Genomic DNA, 18696 nt, shown 5'->3' with positions numbered 1-18696 from the left:
GTCGGGTATTCCACCAATAAGAAGGGCGATGAGATGGCGACGTGCGGCGAAGTACTGGTCAAGTTACTTGAAGGTTATGGGGTTGAGCAGGTGTTCGGCATTCCTGGGGTGCATACCGTCGAGTTGTATCGCGGCCTGGCCCGCTCGCCCATCCAGCATGTCACCCCGCGCCATGAGCAAGGTGCCGGTTTCATGGCCGACGGCTACGCCCGCACCAGCGGCAAGCCCGGTGTGTGTTTCATCATCACCGGCCCCGGCATGACCAACATCACCACCGCCATGGGCCAGGCTTATGCGGACTCGATTCCCATGCTGGTGATCTCCAGCGTGCAGACCCGCAGCCAGCTGGGTGGCGGGCGCGGCAAGCTCCATGAGTTGCCGAACCAGAGTGCGCTGGTCAGCGGCGTGGCGGCGTTTTCCCATACCCTGATGAGCGCCGACGAGTTGCCAGTGGTGCTGGCCCGGGCTTTCGCCCTGTTCCAGGCTGGACGTCCACGTCCGGTGCATATCGAGATTCCTCTCGATGTACTGGTTCAGGATGCCGATCATCTGCTGGCCAGCGAGCCGGTAACCATTGCCCGTGCCGGTGCCGCCCCGGACGCTGTCGCCCGGATGAGTCAGCTGCTGGCGATGGCCAAGCGCCCGCTGATCCTGGCCGGTGGCGGCGCCATTGATGCGGCCGCTCCCCTGACCCGTTTGGCGGAACTGCTGCAGGCTCCGGTGGCCCTGACGATCAACGCCAAGGGCATGTTGCCGTCGGCCCACCCGCTGCTGATTGGCTCCACCCAGTCATTGGTGGCAACCCGTGCCCTGGTGGCCGAGGCCGACGTGGTGCTGGCCATCGGCACCGAACTGGCGGAAACCGATTACGACGTGACCTTTGCCGGCGGCTTTGAAATTCCCGGGGCCTTGCTGCGGATCGATATCGATGCCGATCAAACGGTGCGCAACTACCCACCGAAAGTGGCACTGGTGGCCGATGCCGGGAACGCAGCCCAAGCCCTGCTGGCAGAGCTGTCCCGGCAAACCTTGAGCGAGCGCAGCAGCGATTGGGGCCAGGCCCGCGCCGCGGCCTTGCGCAGCGAACTCGAGAACCTGTGGGATACGCCGACCCGGGCCCAGACCCTGTTTCTGGAAACCGTGGTCCAGGAGTTGCCGGAGATCGTCCTGGTGGGCGATTCCACTCAGCCGGTGTACAGCGGCAACCTGACGTTCAATCCTGAGCAGCCGCGGCGCTGGTTCAACTCGTCCACCGGCTACGGCACCCTGGGTTATGCCTTGCCGGCCGCCATCGGCGCCTGGCTCGGGGGCGCTTCCCAGTCCAGTCAGCGGCGACCGGTGGCTTGCCTGATCGGCGACGGCGGCTTGCAGTTCACCCTGGCGGAGCTGGCCTGCGCCGTGGAAGCCCGCACGCCGATCATCGTCCTGCTGTGGAACAACCAGGGTTATGAAGAAATCAAGAAATACATGGTCAATCGGGCCATCGAGCCAGTCGGCGTCGACATCTACACCCCGGATTTCATTGCCGTGGCCAAGGGCCTCGGGTGCGCAGCCGAGCGCATCGACAGTGTCGAACAACTGCGTGCGGCCCTGCGCATGGCCGTTGACCGCCAGGGACCGACCTTGATTGAAGTTGACCAGAATCGCTGGACTCAAGGAGTACAGGCATGAGTTCGCCGCACCTGTTGAACGGTGTGTACATCGACGGCCAATGGTCGGCAGGCAGCGAGCACCTGCAGGTGATCAACCCGTCCACCGAGGCGCCCTTGGCCTGGGTGGCAGGCGCCGGGCCGCAAGCCGTGGATCAGGCGCTGCGGGCCGCTACGGCGGGGCTTGCCCGCTGGGCGCAAAGCAGTGGCAGCGAGCGTGCCGCCGTGCTGCGCAAGATCGCTGCCGGCGTGGCCGAACGCCGGGAGCGGCTGATGCACCTGCAGTCGAGCAACAACGGCAAGCCGCAGTTCGAGGCGGCCATGGATGTGGACGATGTCATCGCCACCTTTGAGTACTACGCCGGGCTGGCCGAGGAGCTGGAGGCGACCCAGGATGCGAATGTGCCGCTGCCCAGTGAGGATTTCAGCGCGCGCCTGCGTCGTGAGCCCTGTGGCGTGGTCGGGCTGATCGTGCCGTGGAATTTCCCCATGGTCACCACGGCCTGGAAGTTGGCGCCCGCCCTGGCCGCCGGCTGCAGCGTGGTGCTCAAGCCCTCGGAAGTCACCCCGCTGCCGGAGCTGGAGCTGGCGGCGATCATCGCCGAAAGCGGCTTGCCCAACGGGGTGTTCAACCTGGTCTGCGGGACGGGCCTGGCGGTCGGTGCGCCTTTGGCGGCGGACCCGCGAGTGGCGAAGATTTCCTTCACCGGCAGTAATGCGGTGGGCGTCCAGGTCATGCAGCGGGCGGCGGAAACCGTCAAGGGCGTGAGCCTGGAACTGGGGGGCAAGTCATCCTTGCTGGTGCTGGCGGATGCCGACCTGGACCTGGCGGTGGAGCTGGCCTGTGGCGGTGGCTTCTTCAATGCCGGGCAGATGTGCTCCGCCACCAGCCGGGTACTGGTCGCCGACGAGCTGGCCGATGAATTCCTCTTGCGGCTCAAGGCCCGGGCCGAAGGCATTCGGGTGGCCGACCCGTTCGACCCCGAGGTGGTCATGGGCGCCCTGGTGAACCAGGCGCAATACCACAGAGTACTGGCGCACATCGATCGTGGCCTGAATGTCGGTGCCAAGCTGGTGTGTGGCGGCGGCCGCCCGGCCGGGTTGCAGCAGGGCTTTTTCATCCAGCCCACGGTGTTCACCGAGGTGCCGCTGGACAGTGCCCTGTGGCGTGACGAAATCTTTGGCCCGGTGCTCTGTGTGCGCAGTTTCAGCAGCGAGCAAGAGGCGATCGAACTGGCCAATGACAGCGAGTTCGGCCTGGTGGCCAGTGTGGTGGGGGCGGACGTGGACAATACCGAGCGGGTGGCCAATGCCCTGCAGGCCGGCCTGGTGTGGATCAACGCCCCCCAGGTGATCTTTCCCCAGACTGCCTGGGGCGGCTACAAGCAGAGCAGCATCGGCCGTGAACTGGGCCCCTGGGGCCTGCAAGCCTTCCAGGAGCTCAAGCACGTAATCCGCGCGCTGTAGGCGCCGGCTTGCCGGTGAACCCGGGTTACCCGCCAACCCGCAGGCGCGCCATGTCCCGCAAGGGCGGCGCGCCAAACAGTCGGCTGTACTCACGGCTGAACTGAGACGGGCTTTCATAGCCGACTCGATACCCCGCCGCCGAAGCTTCCAGACCTTCGGCCAGCATCAAGCGCCGGGCTTCCTGCAGACGCAGCTGTTTCTGGTACTGCAAGGGACTCATGGCGGTCATCGCCTTGAAGCGGTGGTGCAGGGTCGACACGCTCAGGTTCACTTCCCGGGCCAGGTCATCGATGCGCAACGGCTGCACGAAATTGCCGTTGAGCCACTTGATGGCCTGGTTGACTCGGTGACCCTGGCTGTTGGCGGTGGCGATCTCGTACAGACGGTGGCCCTGGGGGCTGCGCAGCAGGCGATAGAGAATTTCCCGACGCACCAGCGGCGCGAGCATGGCGATGTCTTTCGGGGTGTCCAGCAGGCGGGTCAGGCGCAGCACGGCGTCCAGCATCGCCGGGTCCAGGCGCTCTACGTACAGGCCCCGTCCGGTGGGCCGGGCGGGCACGCCCAGAGGGCCGGCGTCGGCGATCAGTGCATTGATTTCCCCGGGGTCGATGTCCAGGCGCAGGGCCAGGATCGGCTCTTGCGGCGAAACGATCGCCACCTTGCCGCTCAGTGGCACGGAAACCGACACCACCAGGTAATTCAGCGGGTCGTAGTTGTAGCTTTCATCGGCCAGGCGCACTTCCTTGCGGCCCTGGGCCATGATGCACAGCGCCGGTTGCGCCAGCACCGAGCCGAAGTGATGGGAAGTGCTGTGGCGCGAGACAAACAGCGAGTCGATGGCGGTGGCATAGCTGCCATCTTCGGTGGTGTTGCGCGCAATGATCGCAGCCAGTTCTACGCGTTGGCGTTCCATCTCCGGAGCCAGGGGCGGCGGCAGGGTATCCAGTGATGACATGGGGCGCCTCGGGGTGTTTGCAGTCGACACAGCTTAAGTTTGTGCAAGAGTCGCGGGTAGGCGAATTCTGCGTAAAACTTGCCTGATCCTGCTGCTTGCGCGCGAGATAGACAAGATGAGCCGATGCTCGGGGGCTTCACTTGCTTGAAACACCGTTGTAACGCTTCTGTGCCCTGTCGCCGCCCATGCGCAGCAGCAGCGGGCTTGTCGCAGGATTGGGCAAATCAACGGCAGAAATCGACTAACGCGCAAGTGGGCCCGCCCCGTATCGTTGATTCTGTCGCAGCCCGTCCCCGGCTGCCTCGACAACACCCTGGGAGGGTTCCACATGTCCACGCATATTCCCGTCAGTCACATGGCTTTTGTTCGGGCCCGGGCCGGGCGCTCCACGGAGTTGGGTGCGCGCTTGAGTAGCCTGATCGAACCATCGCGCCAGGCCAGCGGTTGCCTGCACTTTGCTCTGCAGCATTCGCAGTGCGATGCCGACCTGTGGCTGGTGTCCGGCTTCTGGAGCAGTCAGCAGAGCATGACCGCCTATTTCAACTCGCCAACCATGGCCATCTTCGCCGAGCTGGTGCAGGACCTGGTGGTCAACAGCCTGGACTTCCACACCTTCAGCACGGTGTCGGCGCTTGAGGCTCATGGAGAGTACGCGCAGCTACAGCGTGCGCCGCTGCACAAGCTGGCCAGTTGAAGGTTTAGAATGGCCGACTTTCCATTGGCCAGGATCAGCAACATGGCACGTAAAGAGTTTGCACACTACGAAGCAGTTTCCGCTGTGGTTCCAGGGGAGGGGGGATACAGCGCAGCGATCGCCGTCAAAGCCCTGGGCGCTTCAGGGGCTCCACGTTTTCATAAGGTTCTGGTTGAGCAGACATTCAAGACCGCTCACGAAGCCGACCAGGCTGCCGCGCAACAACTCGAACAGCTGGCCGACGTCGATCAAGACGGCGAACTGAGCTTTCACCGTCACTGAGTCGCCGAACTACCTGACCGCTCCCGGGCGGTGCATCTTGAACAGGGCCTCGGGTCCCAGCTGGAAGTAGTCCGCCGGTCCGCCGCCGCGCAGAATGGGTTCTGCCGCGGCGGTATCGTAGATCCCGTCCTTGAGCAGCCACTTGGCGATATGCACGGCGACCACTTCGCCGAGGATCAGCCAGCTCGGCACTGGCTCCTTGTCCGCACGCTGCAACTGAATGATCTGGGTGACCTTGCATTCGAAGGACACCGGGCTCTGGGCAACCCGGGGCACGCTGATGATCTTCGAGGCCACGGGCGTCAACCCGGCCAGTTCGAACTCGTCGACCTCGGCGGGGACCGCGGCGCAGCTCTGGTTCATCTGCTCGGCCAGGGGCCGGGTGGCCAGGTTCCAGGCGAACTCTCCGGTGGCCTCGATGTTGTTCAGGCTGTCTTTGCGCCCGACGCTGGAGAACCCGATGATCGGCGGAATGTAGTTGAAGGCATTGAAGAAACTGTAAGGCGCCAGGTTCAGCCGGCCTTGTGCATCCTGGGAAGAAATCCAGCCAATGGGACGCGGGCCGACGATGGCATTGAACGGGTCATGGGGCAGGCCGTGGCCTAGGGCAGGTTGGTAAAAGTGGATATCGTCGGACATGGCTCAAGGTTCCTGCTGTGGGGCGAGTGAAGGGCGCCATAGTGCAGTGCGCTCTGGTCGAATTCCAGCGTCCCGGCCTCGGTTGATCCAGGGGGCGAAAGATTTTCCTCGGCCAGAAAAGACTAAGCCCGGCCGAAGCCGGGCTGTGGTGTCAGGTGAATTGATCAACTGATGGTGGCGGAGCCGGTGCGGTCGTAACCGTCGGCAGCGAAGGTAGCGGAACCGGTGCGGTCGTAGCCGTCTTCAGCGAGGGTGGCGGAACCGGTGCGGTCATAGCCATCGGCAGCGAAGGTGGCTGAGCCGGTGCGGTCGTAGCCGTCGGCAGCGAAGGTAGCGGAGCCGGTGCGGTCGTAGCCGTCTTCAGCGAGGGTGGCGGAACCGGTGCGGTCGTAACCGTCGGCAGCGAGGGTGGCGGAACCGGTGCGGTCGTAACCGTCGGCAGCGAGGGTGGCGGAACCGGTGCGGTCGTAACCGTCGGCAGCGAAGGTGGCGGAACCGGTGCGATCGAAACCGTCAGCGGCGAAGGTATTGGCAGTCAGTACCGACAGGGTCAGGGCGAGGATCAGTTTGCTTTTCATGGTGGTGACTCCAGGTTTGTTGAGGTGTTTGCGTTGGGCTTGGAATGAATCCTACTCCTGTAAATTTGATTAAAAAGCGCAAATTAATGCTAATTAAAATCGAATTTACCGATATGTAGGCCGTCATTACTGACCACCGGTTACCGCACCCAGGCCTCACTACAGATACGTGCCAAGTCGCAACTTGGATTCACTGTCAGACTGCGCATGCGCCATTAACTGATCATTAATTGTTCAGGTGGCGGATAAAACAGCACAAAAAACCTTCAGCGGTTCTTTCAGCCAGCCCCATGACGAGGCTCACTCGTAGGCGCCGCCGTGAGTTTCCTTGCCCGTGAACAAACTCCCCCAGATCACTCAGGCCCTGGGTCATGAACATCGGCGCGACGATCCCGGATAACACCGCAGGTGATCTGTCGTTGATGGCCCGGCCGTTTGGCGCGAATGCGCGCGACTTCCTCAGCAAGCCCCATGAAAAGGGTGGCCTGGACTTCGGCATCATCGGCTCGTTGGCGGGATTGGCGGGGATTGTGCTGGTGATGATCGTGGGGGCGACCTGGGCCCAGAACCGCTATGGGCGCCAGGGCACCGCCGCACTTGCCTGATCTGTTGATCATCTGTAGGAGCCGGCTGGCCGGCGAAAGCCTCCCCACAGATCGCGAAAAAAGCGCCCGGGCCTTGCACCCGGGCGCCGTTTTTCTATCAGTCGGTCTCGATCCGCGAATGCTTGCGGGTGTCCTTCATGGTCGCGTAGACCAGCAACGAACAGGCAATACAGGCGGTGACGTACCAGTAGTAGCCGGTTTCCATGCCGATGCTCTTGAACCACAGGGCGATGTATTCCGCGGTGCCGCCAAAGATCGATACGGTCAGCGCGTAGGGCAGGCCCACGCCGAGGGCACGGATTTCAGTGGGGAACAGCTCGGCCTTCACCACCGCGTTGATCGAGGTGTAGCCACTGACGATGATCAGTGCCGCCATGATCAGGAAGAACGCGCCCCACCAGGTCTGGATGGTGTGCAGGGTGGTGAGGATCGGCACGGTGAACAGGGTGCCGAGGATGCCGAAGGCAATCAGGATCGGCCGCCGGCCCACCTTGTCCGAGAGTGCACCGATCACCGGCTGCAGGCACATGAACAGGAACAGCGTGGCGGCAGAAATGGTGGTGGAGTCGGAGATGCTCATGCCGACGGTGTTCACCAGGTATTTCTGCATGTAGGTGGTGTAGGTGTAGAAGGCCAGGGTGCCGCCCATGGTCAGGCCGACCACGGTCATCAGTTCCTTGGGATGACGCATCAGGGTGCGCATCAGGCTTTCTTTTGGCTTCTCTTTCTTCTTGGTGAAGGACTCGGTTTCTTCCATGCCGCGACGCAGGTACAGGGCCACGACCGCACACAGGGCACCGATGCCGAACGGAATCCGCCAGCCCCAGGATTGCAGCTCCTCGGTGGTCAGAATGTTCTGCAGCACGATCAGTACTCCCAGGGCGATGAGCTGGCCGGAGATCAGGGTCACGTACTGGAAGCTGGAGAAGAAGCCGCGACGTTCCTTAGTCGCCATCTCGCTGAGGTAGGTGGCCGAGGTGCCGTATTCACCGCCCACCGACAGGCCCTGCATCAGGCGCGCCAGCACCAGCAGGATGGGGGCGCCGACGCCGATGGTTTCGTAACCCGGGGTCAGGGCGATGATCAGCGAGCCGAAGCACATCAGCAGCACCGAAGCCATCAGCGCGGCTTTACGGCCTTTGCGGTCGGCGTACAGGCCCATCAGCCAGCCACCGATCGGGCGCATCAGGAAGCCCACGGCGAAGATCGCGGCGGTGTTCAGCAGTTGCGCGGTGGTGTCGCCCTTGGGGAAGAAGACTTTGGCGAAGTACAGCGAGAATGCCGCGTAGACGTACCAGTCGTACCACTCGACCATGTTGCCCACGGAACCGCTGAAGATCGACTTCAGGCGGCTGGCGGTGGTCTTTTCGGTGGCGGATGCAGCCGCCGACCCGGCAGGCAGGGTATTAGAGATATCCATGACGGACCCTTCTATTCATTGTTTTTGTGGAGCGCGCGCAAGCGCAGCCTGCTGGGGCTATAGCAGGACCTGTGCCAAGGACAAGAAGCCCGGGCTAGAGGGGTTTGATCGGTGGTGATGAGCGGAAATCCGCCTATGAGTGCCTGTGGGGTAGGCGGGAAATTGCCTAAGTGAACACGGCTCCGGGAGGCGCTCGTGGGAGGCGTTGTCTTTGTGGGTGAGGGTGTTGCTGGGGGCAGTACCTGGCTTTGTGGCCTGTTCGCCGGCAAGCCGGCTCCTACAGGCGGGGGTTATGGGTCTTTGAGGAACATTTCCCGGGTCAGGCCGTGACGCTGCATTTTTTCATTCAGGGTCCGGCGCGGCAGTTGCAGTTCGTTGAGCACGGCCTTGATCTCGCCCTTGTGGCGAGTCAGGGCAGCGCGCAGGCACTGGGCTTCGAAGGCTTCTTGCTGCGCGGCCAGGGATTGGCCGGCTTCGAGGACTTCGGCTTCCGGCTCCCCGAGGCCCAGCACCTGACGCTCGGCGGCGTTGGCCAGTTCGCGCACGTTGCCCGGCCAGTCGTGACTGAGCAGGCGGCTCAACTGGGCGCCACTCAAGGGCGCGACGCTGCGCCCCAGGCGCTCGGCGGCGGCCTGGGCGAAGTGTTCGTAGAGCTGTGGAATATCCTCGCGGCGCTCACGCAGTGGCGGCAGGCGCAGTTCGGCGACGGTCAGGCGATAGGCCAGGTCTTCGCGAAAGCGTCCGGCCCGGGCCTCCTCCAGCAGGTCGGGCTTGGTGGCGGCGATCACCCGCAGGTCGACCTTGATGCTCTGGTTGGAGCCCAGGCGTTCCAGTTTCTGCTCCTGCAGCACCCGCAGCAGCTTGACCTGCTGGGCAAGGGGCATGCTTTCGATCTCGTCGAGAAACAGCGTGCCGCCATGGGCGTACTCCAGCTTGCCGATGCGCTTGCCCTGGGCGCCGGTGAAGGCGCCGCTTTCATGGCCGAACAACTCGGCCTCGAACAGCTGCTCGGGGATCGCTGCGCAGTTCAGGGCGACAAAGGGCTTGCCGGCCCGGGGACCGAAGTCGTGCAGGCAGCGGGCGATCAATTCCTTGCCGCTGCCGGTTTCACCTCGGATCAGCACATTCACGGGCAAGGCGGCCAGATCCAGTACCTGGCGGCGCAGGGTCTGCAGGGCCCGGGACATGCCAAGCAAGGTGGCGTCGAGCTTGGCCCGGCTGTCAGCCTGCTGGTGCAGGCGACGGTTTTCCAGGACCAGGCGGCGTTTGTCCAGGGCCCGGCGCAGGCTGCTGAGCAGGGTGTCGGGGCTGAAGGGTTTTTCCAGGAAATCATAGGCACCGTCGCGCATGGCCTCGACCGCCATGGGCACGTCACCGTGACCGGTCAGCAGGATGATCGGCAGGTCGGGGTCCAGGCGCTGGACCTGGGCCAGCAGCTCCAGGCCGCTGATACCGGGCATGCGCACATCGCTGAGGATCACCCCGGGGAAGTTCTTCGGCAGTTGCGCCAGGCAATCCTCGGCGCGGCTGAACAGCTGGACCTCGAACCCCGACAGGCTCAGCCATTGTTCGACGGCGGTACGGATGCTGGCCTCGTCATCCACCACGATTACCGAGTTCAGCATTGGATGTGCGCCTCCAGATCGATGGGCAGGCTGAGGGTGAACACCGCGCCCTGATCCTGGTTGGCGGCGCTCAAGCGTCCCCCCAGTTCATGGACGATGGCGTAAGACACGGCCAGCCCCAGGCCCAGGCCATCGCCCACCGGCTTGGTGGTAAAGAACGGGTCGAACACGCTCAGCAGGTGCTCTTCGGCGATCCCGCCGCCGTTGTCGGCGACCCGCAGTTGCCACAATTGGTCCTCGGCTTCGAGGCTGATCTGCAGGTGCTTTTCAGGCTTGTTCTGCATGGCGTCGAGGGCATTGCGCAGCAGGTTGATCAGCACCTGCTCCAGGCGGATGGCATCACCGCGAACCCAGGCCGGGCGGGTCAGGTGCAGCTCGATCTGGATGTTTTCGGCACGCAGCCGGGTTTCCAGCAGCTGCAGCGACTGGTCCACCACCGCGGCCAGATCCAGGCGTTCGCGCAGGCCGCCGGGGCTCTTGCGGGCGAAGGTCTTGAGATGGCTGGTAAGGGCGGCCATGCGGGTCAGCATGTCGTCCAATGGTCGCAGGGCTTTGTAAGCCTCATCCACCCGGCCGTGATCCAGCAGCAGCCGCAGCGTGGCAAGCTGCATGCGCTGGGCGGTCAGGGGTTGGTTGATTTCATGGGCCAGGGCCGCGGACATCTGCCCCAGGGCGGCCAGCTTGGCCGATTGCACCAGGCCTTCCTGGGCGGTGCGCAGATCCCGAGTGCGTTCCTGGACCAATTGCTCCAGCTCTTCACGGTTGCGTTGACGGATTTTCCCCAAGCGCCAGCGTTGGCTGAGGAACAGCAACAGGAACACCAGGGTCAGCCAGGCACCGGCGGCCGCCAGCCCGGCATTGCGGCTTTCCTCGAAAGCGCTGGCCGGCTTGCGCAGCAGGTGCAGGGTCCAGCCTTCGGCGGTCAGCGGCAGGGATTCCCAGAGATAGTTGGCCACGCCCTCGGGGCCTTCGACCTGGACCAGTCTGCTGTTGTCGTCGAATGTTTGCAGGGTCGTATGTTGCAGCGCTGTCAGCGGTTGCTTGTCGTACTGGCGAGTCAGCTTGATCTCCGCCAGGTCGTTTGCGGACAGCGGTTGCAACTGCCGGTAACGCCAGCCGGGCTGGTTGGCGATAAAGATGATGCCCCGGGCGTCGCTCACCAGCAGGGTGTCGTTGCCCTGGCTCCATTCATGCTCCAGTTCGGGGAACTCCAGCTTGACCACCATGGCCCCGAGGAAGTCCTCGTTGTCGGCCTTGACCGCGCTGGAGAGGAAATACCCCGGAATGCCGCTGGTGACGCCCACGGCGTAGAAACGCCCGCTGCCCTGGCTGCGGGTCTGCTTGAAGTAGGGGCGAAAACCATAGTTGTGGCCGACATAGCTGCTGGGCAGTCGCCAGTTGCTGGCCGCCACGGCCAGGCCTTCATGGTTCAGCAGTTCCAGGGTCGAGGAGCGGGCGGCGCCGTTGATCTTTTCCAGTTTGCGGTTCAGTGCATCCTGGGTGTCTGCCGTCACCGGGCCCTGAAGTGCCGAACGCAGTTCCGGGTCCAGGGCCAGCACCGCTGGCAGGGCGCGATAGCGTTCAATCAGGGTGTGCAGCGAGTTGGCATACAGCCCTAGCTGTTCATTGGCTCGGGCGGCATCCTCCACCAGCGTCTGGCGTTCGGCGTGGCGCATGGCCAGGCCGGCGCTGATGACGGTGCCAGCGAGAATAACCAGGATATAGAACGTCAAGCGGAGAGGGCGAGAGATCTGGGCCATGAGTCGGGGCAGGCTGCAATGGGGGCGGGAACGATAGCATGAGCGACGGGTGGAACGTTGATCGCCGACAGTGTCGCGAAAGGGCGCGGCATAAAAAAAGCGACGGGCTGTTGTCTCAACAGCACCGCCGCTTTGGCCAAACGTGAGAAGGGCTTACTGCACTTCTACCGCCAGGCTGTCACTGATCTTTTTCTGCCAGATGGCAGGACCTGTGATGTGGACCGACTCGCCCTTGCTGTCGACGGCGACGGTCACTGGCATGTCCTTGACCTCGAACTCGTAGATCGCTTCCATGCCCAGTTCGGCGAAGGCCAGGACCTTGGACTTCTTGATCGCCTGGGCCACCAGGTAGGCGGCGCCGCCGACGGCCATCAGGTACACGGCCTTGTTGTCCTTGATCGCGTCGATGGCGGTCGGGCCACGCTCGGACTTGCCGATCATGCCCAGAAGGCCGGTCTGCTCGAGGATCTGCCGGGTGAACTTGTCCATCCGCGTGGCAGTGGTCGGGCCGGCCGGGCCCACTACTTCGTCGCCCACCGGATCAACCGGGCCGACGTAGTAGATGAAGCGACCCTTGAGGTCTACCGGCAGGGTTTCACCCTTGTTCAGCATCTCCACCATGCGCTTGTGCGCCGCATCGCGACCGGTGAGCATCTTGCCGTTGAGCAGCACGGTCTCGCCCGGCTTCCAGCTTTGCACGTCTTCCGGGGTCAGGGTGTCGAGGTTGACCCGACGTGCCGACGGACCGGCTTCCCAGACGATTTCCGGGTAGGCGTCCAGAGGTGGCGCTTCCAGTGCGGCCGGGCCCGAGCCGTCGAGCACGAAGTGCGCGTGACGGGTGGCGGCGCAGTTGGGGATCATGCACACCGGCAGGGAGGCGGCGTGGGTCGGGTAGTCCATGATCTTCACGTCGAGCACCGTGGTCAGGCCACCCAGGCCCTGGGCGCCGATGCCCAGTTGGTTGACCTTCTCGAACAGCTCCAGGCGCATTTCTTCAATGCGGTTGGACGGGCCGCGAGCCTTGAGCTCGTGGATGTCGATGGATTCCATCAACACTTCCTTGGCCATCACCGCAGCCTTCTCGGCGGTGCCGCCGATGCCGATGCCCAGCATGCCCGGTGGGCACCAGCCGGCACCCATGGTCGGTACGGTCTTGAGGACCCAGTCGACGATGGAGTCGGACGGGTTGAGCATGGCCATCTTCGATTTGTTCTCGGAGCCGCCGCCCTTGGCCGCCACGTCCACTTCCACGGTGTTGCCGGGAACGATGGAGTAGTGGATCACCGCCGGGGTGTTGTCCTTGGTGTTTTTCCGGGCGCCTGCCGGGTCGGCCAGGATGGAAGCGCGCAGGACGTTTTCCGGCAGGTTGTAGGCGCGACGCACGCCTTCGTTGATCATGTCGTCCAGGCTCATGGTGGCGCCGTCCCAGCGCACGTCCATGCCCACGCGAACGAACACGGTGACGATCCCGGTGTCCTGGCAGATCGGCCGGTGGCCGGTGGCGCACATGCGCGAGTTGATCAGGATCTGTGCCATGGAGTCACGAGCGGCCGGCGATTCCTCGCGCAGGTAGGCCTCGTGCATCGCCTGGATGAAGTCCACGGGGTGGTAGTAGGAAATGAACTGCAGGGCGTCGGCAACGCTCTGAATCAGGTCGTCTTGCTTGATCACGGTCATGAGTCGCGCTCCTCTAAAAGACGGGAACATTTAATAAGGTGGCTGCAGCAGGGTGTATCGGTCGGTTGCAGACACCTTCTAAGGCACGCCGGACAGACAACTGGCGCGACGCTAAAAAGGCGCGGCAGTATACCGCGCCTGGGGGTCCGGCACACCCGCCAGCCGGGCAAACGAAAGTCGCCCATCGGATGGGCACTGTTCTTGCCTGAATCAGCGGCAAAACCGCAGAACACGGCTTAAAATTTGGATAGTCATTTGCCGGGCGCAGCACTAAAGTTGCAACTGGCCAGCAGGGTAGGAAACTCTTTAAGCCTCCTTTCTCACGGTGAGTCAACGATTGACCCATAAAGCCATCCAGAGCTTGTTACTCAAGCGCTTCACCATTGCTGCGGGCACCTACGGACTGATCCTGCTGCTGTTCTGGCTGGCGGTTCTCGCGGGGCACTATCGCGCCTCCACCAGCAGTGCGCTGTTGGCCTCGGGGTTGGTGTTGGCCACTCAGGGCCTGCTGTGCTGGGTGTTCATCAGCGGGCGCAACCTGCGCTTTGCCGACCCCAGCCTGACTGAAGTCCAAGTGGTCCTGGGCATTGCCTGGCAGACCTGGCTGATCGCCCACCTGGATCAGGCCCGGGGCGCTTTCCTGGTGTTCTATATCCTGCCGCTGCTGTTCGGCCTGTTCCATTTATCCCGCCGGGCCTACCTGCGTTGCGCGGCGCTGATCTTCTTCTGTTTTGCCGGGGTCAACCTGTGGGACGGCTATCGCTTTGTCCTCGACGATCCCCAGCTGGCGGCGCTGCAAGTCTGTGTGCTGCTGGTGATACTGGTGTGGATGTGCCTGTACGCTGCCTATGTCCAGGCGTCGCGTTCGCGCATGCGGCAGCGGCGTTTTGCCTTGCAGGCCCATCAGGACACCTTGCGGGGGATGATGCGGCAACTGGAAGATCTGGTGGCTACCGATGAGTTGACCGGGCTGTTCAATCGCCGGCACTTCCTGCGTATCGCCAGCCGTGAGTTGCAGGCCATGGACCAGGAACAGATGCATGGGCTGGCGCTGATCGACCTGGATCATTTCAAGCGCATCAACGATCTTCACGGCCATGCGGCAGGAGATCAGGTGCTGCAGGCGTTCGCCGCGGTGGCCACGGCCTGCCTGCGGGACGGTGATGTACTGGCCCGCTACGGCGGTGAGGAGTTTGTGGTGCTACTGCCCGACTGTGATGCCGAGCGCCTGACCTCCTGTTGCGAGCGTCTGCGCCTGGCCTTCATGGAGGTGCAACTGGTGGGCCTGAATGTGCGTGACCTGAGCCTGTCGGCAGGGATGACCCTGCTGCAGGCCGGTGATGATCTGGACAATGCCCTGCAACGCGCCGATCAGGCGCTGTACCGGGCCAAGCGCGACGGCCGCAATCGTTGTTCCGCCGCCTGGGAAAACCTCGATGCCTGAATTGACCGTGGGCAGCCGGCGCTGGTCGGTGGCACCGGCAAGCAACCTGCTGGATGCCTTGAATCAGGCCGGTGTGGCGGTGCCCTACAGTTGTCGCGCCGGCAGTTGTCATGCCTGCCTGGTGCATTGCGTCCAGGGCCTGCCCAACGACAGTCGGCCGGATGCCCTGAGCGATGAACAGCGCCGCCGCGGCTGGCGCCTGGCCTGCCAGTGCCAGGTGGTGGAGGACCTGCAGGTCGAGACTTTCGATCCGTTGCGCGATGGCCGGCCGGCCCAAGTGGTCGGGCTCGACTGGCTATCGCCCACAGTCCTGCGCTTGCGTCTGCAACCTGAGCGGCCGTTGCGTTATCGCGCCGGCCAGCACCTGGTGCTGTGGACCACCAGCCAGATCGCCCGGCCGTATTCCCTGGCCAGCCTGCCGGAAGAGGACCGCTTCCTGGAGTTTCATCTGGACTGCCGGCATCCGGGACAATTCAGCGACGCCGCACGCCAGTTGCAACTGGGCGACCCGATCCGCCTGGGCGAGTTGCGCGGCGGCGCCTTGCACTACGATCTGGACTGGCAGCAGCGACCGCTGTGGCTGCTGGCCTCGGGAACCGGCCTGGCGCCCTTGTTCGGGGTGTTGCGCGAAGCCTTGCGTCAGGATCACCAAGGCCCTATCCGCATCATTCACCTGGCCCATGACGCCACCGAGCATTACCTGGCCAAACCCTTGGCAGCCCTGGCAGCGAACCGTCCCCATCTGAGTGTGGAGCTGTGGCAGGGGGCGCAGCTGACGACGGCCCTGGCGCAACTGCGACTTGTTTCCCGGCAAACCCAGGCCTTACTCTGCGGGCACCCCGACAGTGTCGATGCCTTTGCCCGACGCCTGTACCTGGCGGGGCTGCCGCGCAATCAACTGCTGGCCGATGTGTTCCTGCCCCGTGGTTGAGCGCTGATTTTTCTAGAGCGAGATCTTCATGACCGATGCCATCGAGCTGCAACGCGAGGGCGGGCTGCTGACCCTGCGCCTGAACCGCCCCGACAAGAAAAACGCCTTGACCCGTGCCATGTACAGTCGTCTGGCGCAAGCCCTGGCCGAGGCGGACGCCGATCCGCAAATCAATGCCCTGCTGATCTGCGGCAGCAGCGAATGCTTTACCGCCGGCAACGACATCGCCGACTTCCTGCAACAGCCGCCCAGGGACCTCGACAGCCCGGTGTTCCAGTTCATGCGCAACCTGCTCGATTGCCGCAAGCCGGTGGTGGCTGCGGTGGCCGGCGCGGCCGTGGGCATTGGCACCACCTTGTTGCTGCATTGCGATCTGGTCTATGTCAGCCGTGATGCACGGTTGCGCATGCCGTTCGTCAACCTCGGGCTGTGCCCGGAATTTGGCTCGAGCCTGATCCTGCCGCGCTTGCTGGGACAGGCCAAGGCCGCTGAGTTGTTGCTGCTCGGCGAAGGCTTCAGTGGTGAACAGGCGGCGGCCTGGGGCATTGCCACTGCGGCCCTGGGAGATGGCGCGGCAGCCCTGGCCAAAGCCAGGGAGGCGGCATTGCGTTTCAGCCAACTGGCGCCGGAGGCGGTGCAAGTGAGCAAGCGCCTGATGAAGGCTCCCTACCGTGAGCAACTGCGCCAGGTAATAGAAGAAGAGGGCGCGCAGTTCACTCAGCGCCTGCGTTCACCAGAAGCCATCGCCGCCTTGTCGGGTTTTTTCGCCAAAGGCTGACACCTGTCGCTACAGGGAAGGACGGACATAAAAAAGCCCCGGGGTTTCCACCACCGGGGCTTTTGCGTTCAGCGAGCCAGGGCTCAGACCATCGGGTCGCCAACGTGCAGGATCTTCATGCCATTGGTGCCGCCGGTGGTGTGGTAGCTGTCGCCCTTGGTGAGAATCACCCAGTCGCCTTTCTCTACTACGCCGCGCTTGAGCAACTCGTCGATCGCAGCCTGGCTGACCTGCTCAGGCGGCAGGGAAGCCGGGTCGAACGGGATGGTGTAGACGCCGCGGAACATGGCTGCACGCGCCTGGGTTTCACGGTGCGGGGAGTAGGCATAGATCGGCACCGAGGAACGGATGCGCGACATGATCAGCGGGGTGTAGCCGCTTTCGGTCAGGGCGATGATGGCCTTCACGCCCGGGAAGTGGTTGGCGGTGTACATGGCGGCCAGGGCGATGCTCTGGTCGCAGCTTTCGAACACCTTGCCCATGCGGTGGCTGGAGGTCTTGCTGGTGGGGTGTTTTTCCGCACCGACACAGATCCGCGCCATGGCCTGGACCGCTTCCAGCGGGTAGGCACCGGCGGCGCTTTCTGCCGAGAGCATGACCGCGTCGGTGTAGTCGAGCACGGCGTTGGCCACGTCGGACACTTCGGCACGGGTCGGCATCGGGTTCTGGATCATCGACTCCATCATCTGGGTCGCGACGATCACTGCCTTGTTGTGGCGGCGCGCGTGAAGAATGATTTTCTTCTGGATGCCCACCAGCTCGGCGTCGCCGATTTCCACACCCAGGTCGCCACGGGCCACCATCACTGCGTCACTGGCGTTGATCAGGCCGTCGAGGGTTTCGTCGTCGGCCACGGCTTCGGCGCGTTCGATCTTGGCCACCAGCCAGGCCGTACCACCGGATTCGTCACGCAGTTTGCGCGCGTATTCCATATCGGCAGCGTCGCGAGGGAAGGACACGGCCAGGTAGTCGACTTGCATTTCGGCGGCCAGCTTGATGTCGGCCTTGTCTTTCTCGGTCAGGGCCGGAGCGGTCAGGCCGCCGCCACGACGGTTGATGCCTTTGTGGTCGGACAGCGGGCCGCCGACGGTCACCACGCAGTGCAGCTCGGTGGCGGTGGCGGTTTCCACGCGCATCACCACACGGCCGTCGTCCAGCAGCAGCTCGTCATTGACGCCGCAGTCCTTGACCAGATCCGGGTAGTCGATGCCGACGATGTCCTGGTTGCCTTCGGTCAGCGGGTGCACGGTGGAGAACGTGAACTTGTCACCGATCTTCAGTTCGATACGCTTGTTGGCGAATTTGGCGATGCGGATTTTCGGGCCTTGCAGGTCGCCGAGGATGGCCACGAAGCGGCCGTGCTTGGCGGCCAGGTCGCGGACCAGTTGGGCGCGAGCCTTGTGCTCGTCCGGAGTGCCGTGGGAGAAGTTCAGACGGGCAACATCCAGGCCCGCGAGAATCAACTGTTCGAGAACTTCCGGCGAGTTACTGGCTGGGCCAAGGGTGGCAACGATTTTGGTACGACGAACGGACATGCACGGACTCCTGAGTTCAAGCGCAACGAGAGGCTACTATGCTCCGAAGTTGTAGTCATTGTTCGTTTGCACTACTTATTGCTTTGTTTGTTTACCGCAACAACCTTGAAGATTTTTGCCGATGAGTCGATACACTGCACAAGACAGGAGATACCCCATGCGATTCGTACTCATTGCTATCTTGGCCGTCAGTGTTGTCGGCTGCACCCGCTGGTCCATGAACCATCATTTGAATAACGCCTACCGCGCTTATGACCGCGGCAACTGCGAGAGCGTGATGCTCGAGTTGAGCCAGGTCGACCGCAACAGCCGTGCGCGGCCTTACATCCAGCCGGAAGTGTCGATGCTGCGCGGGCAATGCCTGGAGCGGCAGAAGTTGTTCGTCGATGCGGCGCAGACTTATCAGTTCATCATTACCCAGTACCCCAGCAGCGAATACGCCTACCGTGCTCGTGCCCGCTTGGACACCTTGCAGCAACTGGGGCATTACCCGGCAAACGGTGCAGCACAAGTTCGCCGTACAGCGTTGTAAGCGATACCGGTCAGGGGCAGTGTAATTGCCCCTCGCGCTTGAGCTAACATTTGTACAGGTTGTTCGAACACTGCACGGTTCCTGCCTGGCGCAGTGGCGTTGAAATCCTTGTGGAGATTTTCCTC

At 63.4% G+C, this 18696-nt stretch carries 16 protein-coding genes and 1 pseudogene; 9 read left to right on the top strand and 8 right to left on the bottom strand.

Annotated features, from left to right (window positions below):
* Nucleotides 1-33: 33 nt before the first annotated feature.
* Entirely contained in the window at nt 34-1671 is a 1638-nt protein-coding gene (locus tag KHO49_RS23100) for a 5-guanidino-2-oxopentanoate decarboxylase (RefSeq protein WP_170001660.1), read from the top strand.
* Nucleotides 1668-3116: an aldehyde dehydrogenase family protein gene (locus tag KHO49_RS23095; RefSeq protein ID WP_170001662.1), complete on the top strand. Its 1449-nt coding sequence runs from the start codon at nt 1668-1670 to the stop codon at nt 3114-3116. The genes KHO49_RS23100 and KHO49_RS23095 overlap by 4 nt, the downstream gene beginning before the upstream one ends.
* A gap of 25 nt (nt 3117-3141) precedes the next feature.
* Here KHO49_RS23095 and KHO49_RS23090 read toward each other — a convergent pair whose 3' ends face one another.
* Nucleotides 3142-4071, bottom strand: a complete 930-nt coding sequence (locus tag KHO49_RS23090) for an AraC family transcriptional regulator (RefSeq protein ID WP_102860520.1) — start codon at nt 4069-4071, stop codon at nt 3142-3144.
* A 328-nt stretch (nt 4072-4399) separates the two neighbouring features.
* Between KHO49_RS23090 and KHO49_RS23085 the strand changes: the two genes are divergently transcribed.
* Together KHO49_RS23085 and KHO49_RS23080 are read left to right on the top strand one after the other, a co-directional pair.
* Nucleotides 4400-4765 (top strand): putative quinol monooxygenase, encoded by a 366-nt coding sequence (locus tag KHO49_RS23085; RefSeq protein ID WP_102880714.1) that lies wholly within the window; start codon nt 4400-4402, stop codon nt 4763-4765.
* A 9-nt stretch (nt 4766-4774) separates the two neighbouring features.
* Nucleotides 4775-5047, top strand: a complete 273-nt coding sequence (locus tag KHO49_RS23080; protein ID WP_102880713.1) for a hypothetical protein — start codon at nt 4775-4777, stop codon at nt 5045-5047.
* 9 nt (nt 5048-5056) lie between these two features.
* Here the strand turns inward: KHO49_RS23080 and KHO49_RS23075 are convergent, their stop codons facing one another.
* Together KHO49_RS23075 and KHO49_RS23070 are read right to left on the bottom strand one after the other, a co-directional pair.
* Nucleotides 5057-5686: a flavin reductase family protein gene (locus KHO49_RS23075; RefSeq protein ID WP_102880712.1), complete on the bottom strand. Its 630-nt coding sequence runs from the start codon at nt 5684-5686 to the stop codon at nt 5057-5059.
* Nucleotides 5687-5850: 164 nt separating this feature from the next.
* Nucleotides 5851-6264, bottom strand: a complete 414-nt coding sequence (locus KHO49_RS23070; protein ID WP_213665867.1) for a heme utilization protein — start codon at nt 6262-6264, stop codon at nt 5851-5853.
* 419 nt (nt 6265-6683) lie between these two features.
* Between KHO49_RS23070 and KHO49_RS23065 the strand changes: the two are divergent.
* Nucleotides 6684-6869, top strand: a pseudogene (locus KHO49_RS23065) (hypothetical protein); the annotation flags it as partial.
* A gap of 97 nt (nt 6870-6966) precedes the next feature.
* Here the strand turns inward: KHO49_RS23065 and KHO49_RS23060 are convergent.
* The 4 genes from KHO49_RS23060 to KHO49_RS23045 form a co-directional block, all read right to left on the bottom strand.
* Nucleotides 6967-8289, bottom strand: coding sequence for an MFS transporter (locus tag KHO49_RS23060; RefSeq protein ID WP_047305837.1), 1323 nt, complete (start codon nt 8287-8289; stop codon nt 6967-6969).
* Between the two features lie 290 nt (nt 8290-8579).
* Nucleotides 8580-9914 (bottom strand): two-component system response regulator MifR, encoded by a 1335-nt coding sequence (gene mifR, locus KHO49_RS23055; RefSeq protein ID WP_110651394.1) that lies wholly within the window; start codon nt 9912-9914, stop codon nt 8580-8582.
* The gene (locus KHO49_RS23050; RefSeq protein WP_213665866.1) at nt 9908-11674 is read right to left on the bottom strand and encodes a sensor histidine kinase; all 1767 of its coding nucleotides are present in this window, start codon (nt 11672-11674) and stop codon (nt 9908-9910) included. The genes mifR and KHO49_RS23050 overlap by 7 nt, the downstream gene beginning before the upstream one ends.
* 153 nt (nt 11675-11827) lie before the next feature.
* Nucleotides 11828-13351, bottom strand: coding sequence for a fumarate hydratase (locus KHO49_RS23045; protein WP_102860526.1), 1524 nt, complete (start codon nt 13349-13351; stop codon nt 11828-11830).
* 337 nt (nt 13352-13688) lie between these two features.
* On the opposite strand from KHO49_RS23045, the gene KHO49_RS23040 reads away from it, so the two are divergent.
* Genes KHO49_RS23040 through KHO49_RS23030 form a run of 3 tightly spaced genes read left to right on the top strand, consistent with a single transcriptional unit; the run spans nt 13689 to nt 16504 of the window.
* On the top strand, nt 13689-14795 hold the full coding sequence (locus tag KHO49_RS23040; protein WP_102880707.1) for a GGDEF domain-containing protein: 1107 nt from the start codon (nt 13689-13691) through the stop codon (nt 14793-14795).
* Complete coding sequence (locus KHO49_RS23035) at nt 14788-15726, top strand: iron-sulfur-binding ferredoxin reductase (RefSeq protein WP_213665865.1); 939 nt, start codon at nt 14788-14790, stop codon at nt 15724-15726. The genes KHO49_RS23040 and KHO49_RS23035 overlap by 8 nt, the downstream gene beginning before the upstream one ends.
* Nucleotides 15727-15754: 28 nt before the next feature.
* On the top strand, nt 15755-16504 hold the full coding sequence (locus tag KHO49_RS23030; RefSeq protein ID WP_102880705.1) for an enoyl-CoA hydratase-related protein: 750 nt from the start codon (nt 15755-15757) through the stop codon (nt 16502-16504).
* A gap of 83 nt (nt 16505-16587) precedes the next feature.
* On the opposite strand, the gene pyk is transcribed toward KHO49_RS23030, so the two are convergent.
* Nucleotides 16588-18039 (bottom strand): pyruvate kinase, encoded by a 1452-nt coding sequence (gene pyk / locus KHO49_RS23025; protein WP_016963242.1) that lies wholly within the window; start codon nt 18037-18039, stop codon nt 16588-16590.
* A 157-nt stretch (nt 18040-18196) separates the two neighbouring features.
* On the opposite strand from pyk, the gene KHO49_RS23020 reads away from it, so the two are divergent.
* On the top strand, nt 18197-18571 hold the full coding sequence (locus tag KHO49_RS23020) for a tol-pal system YbgF family protein (RefSeq protein WP_102860530.1): 375 nt from the start codon (nt 18197-18199) through the stop codon (nt 18569-18571).
* The last annotated feature ends 125 nt before the right edge of the window (nt 18572-18696 follow it).

It is taken from the genome of Pseudomonas sp. RC4D1 (assembly GCF_018390395.1).
Lineage (GTDB): Bacteria > Pseudomonadota > Gammaproteobacteria > Pseudomonadales > Pseudomonadaceae > Aquipseudomonas > Aquipseudomonas danubii.
Note: the sequence above shows the minus strand (reverse complement) of the source record. Positions and strands in the feature narration are given on the sequence as shown.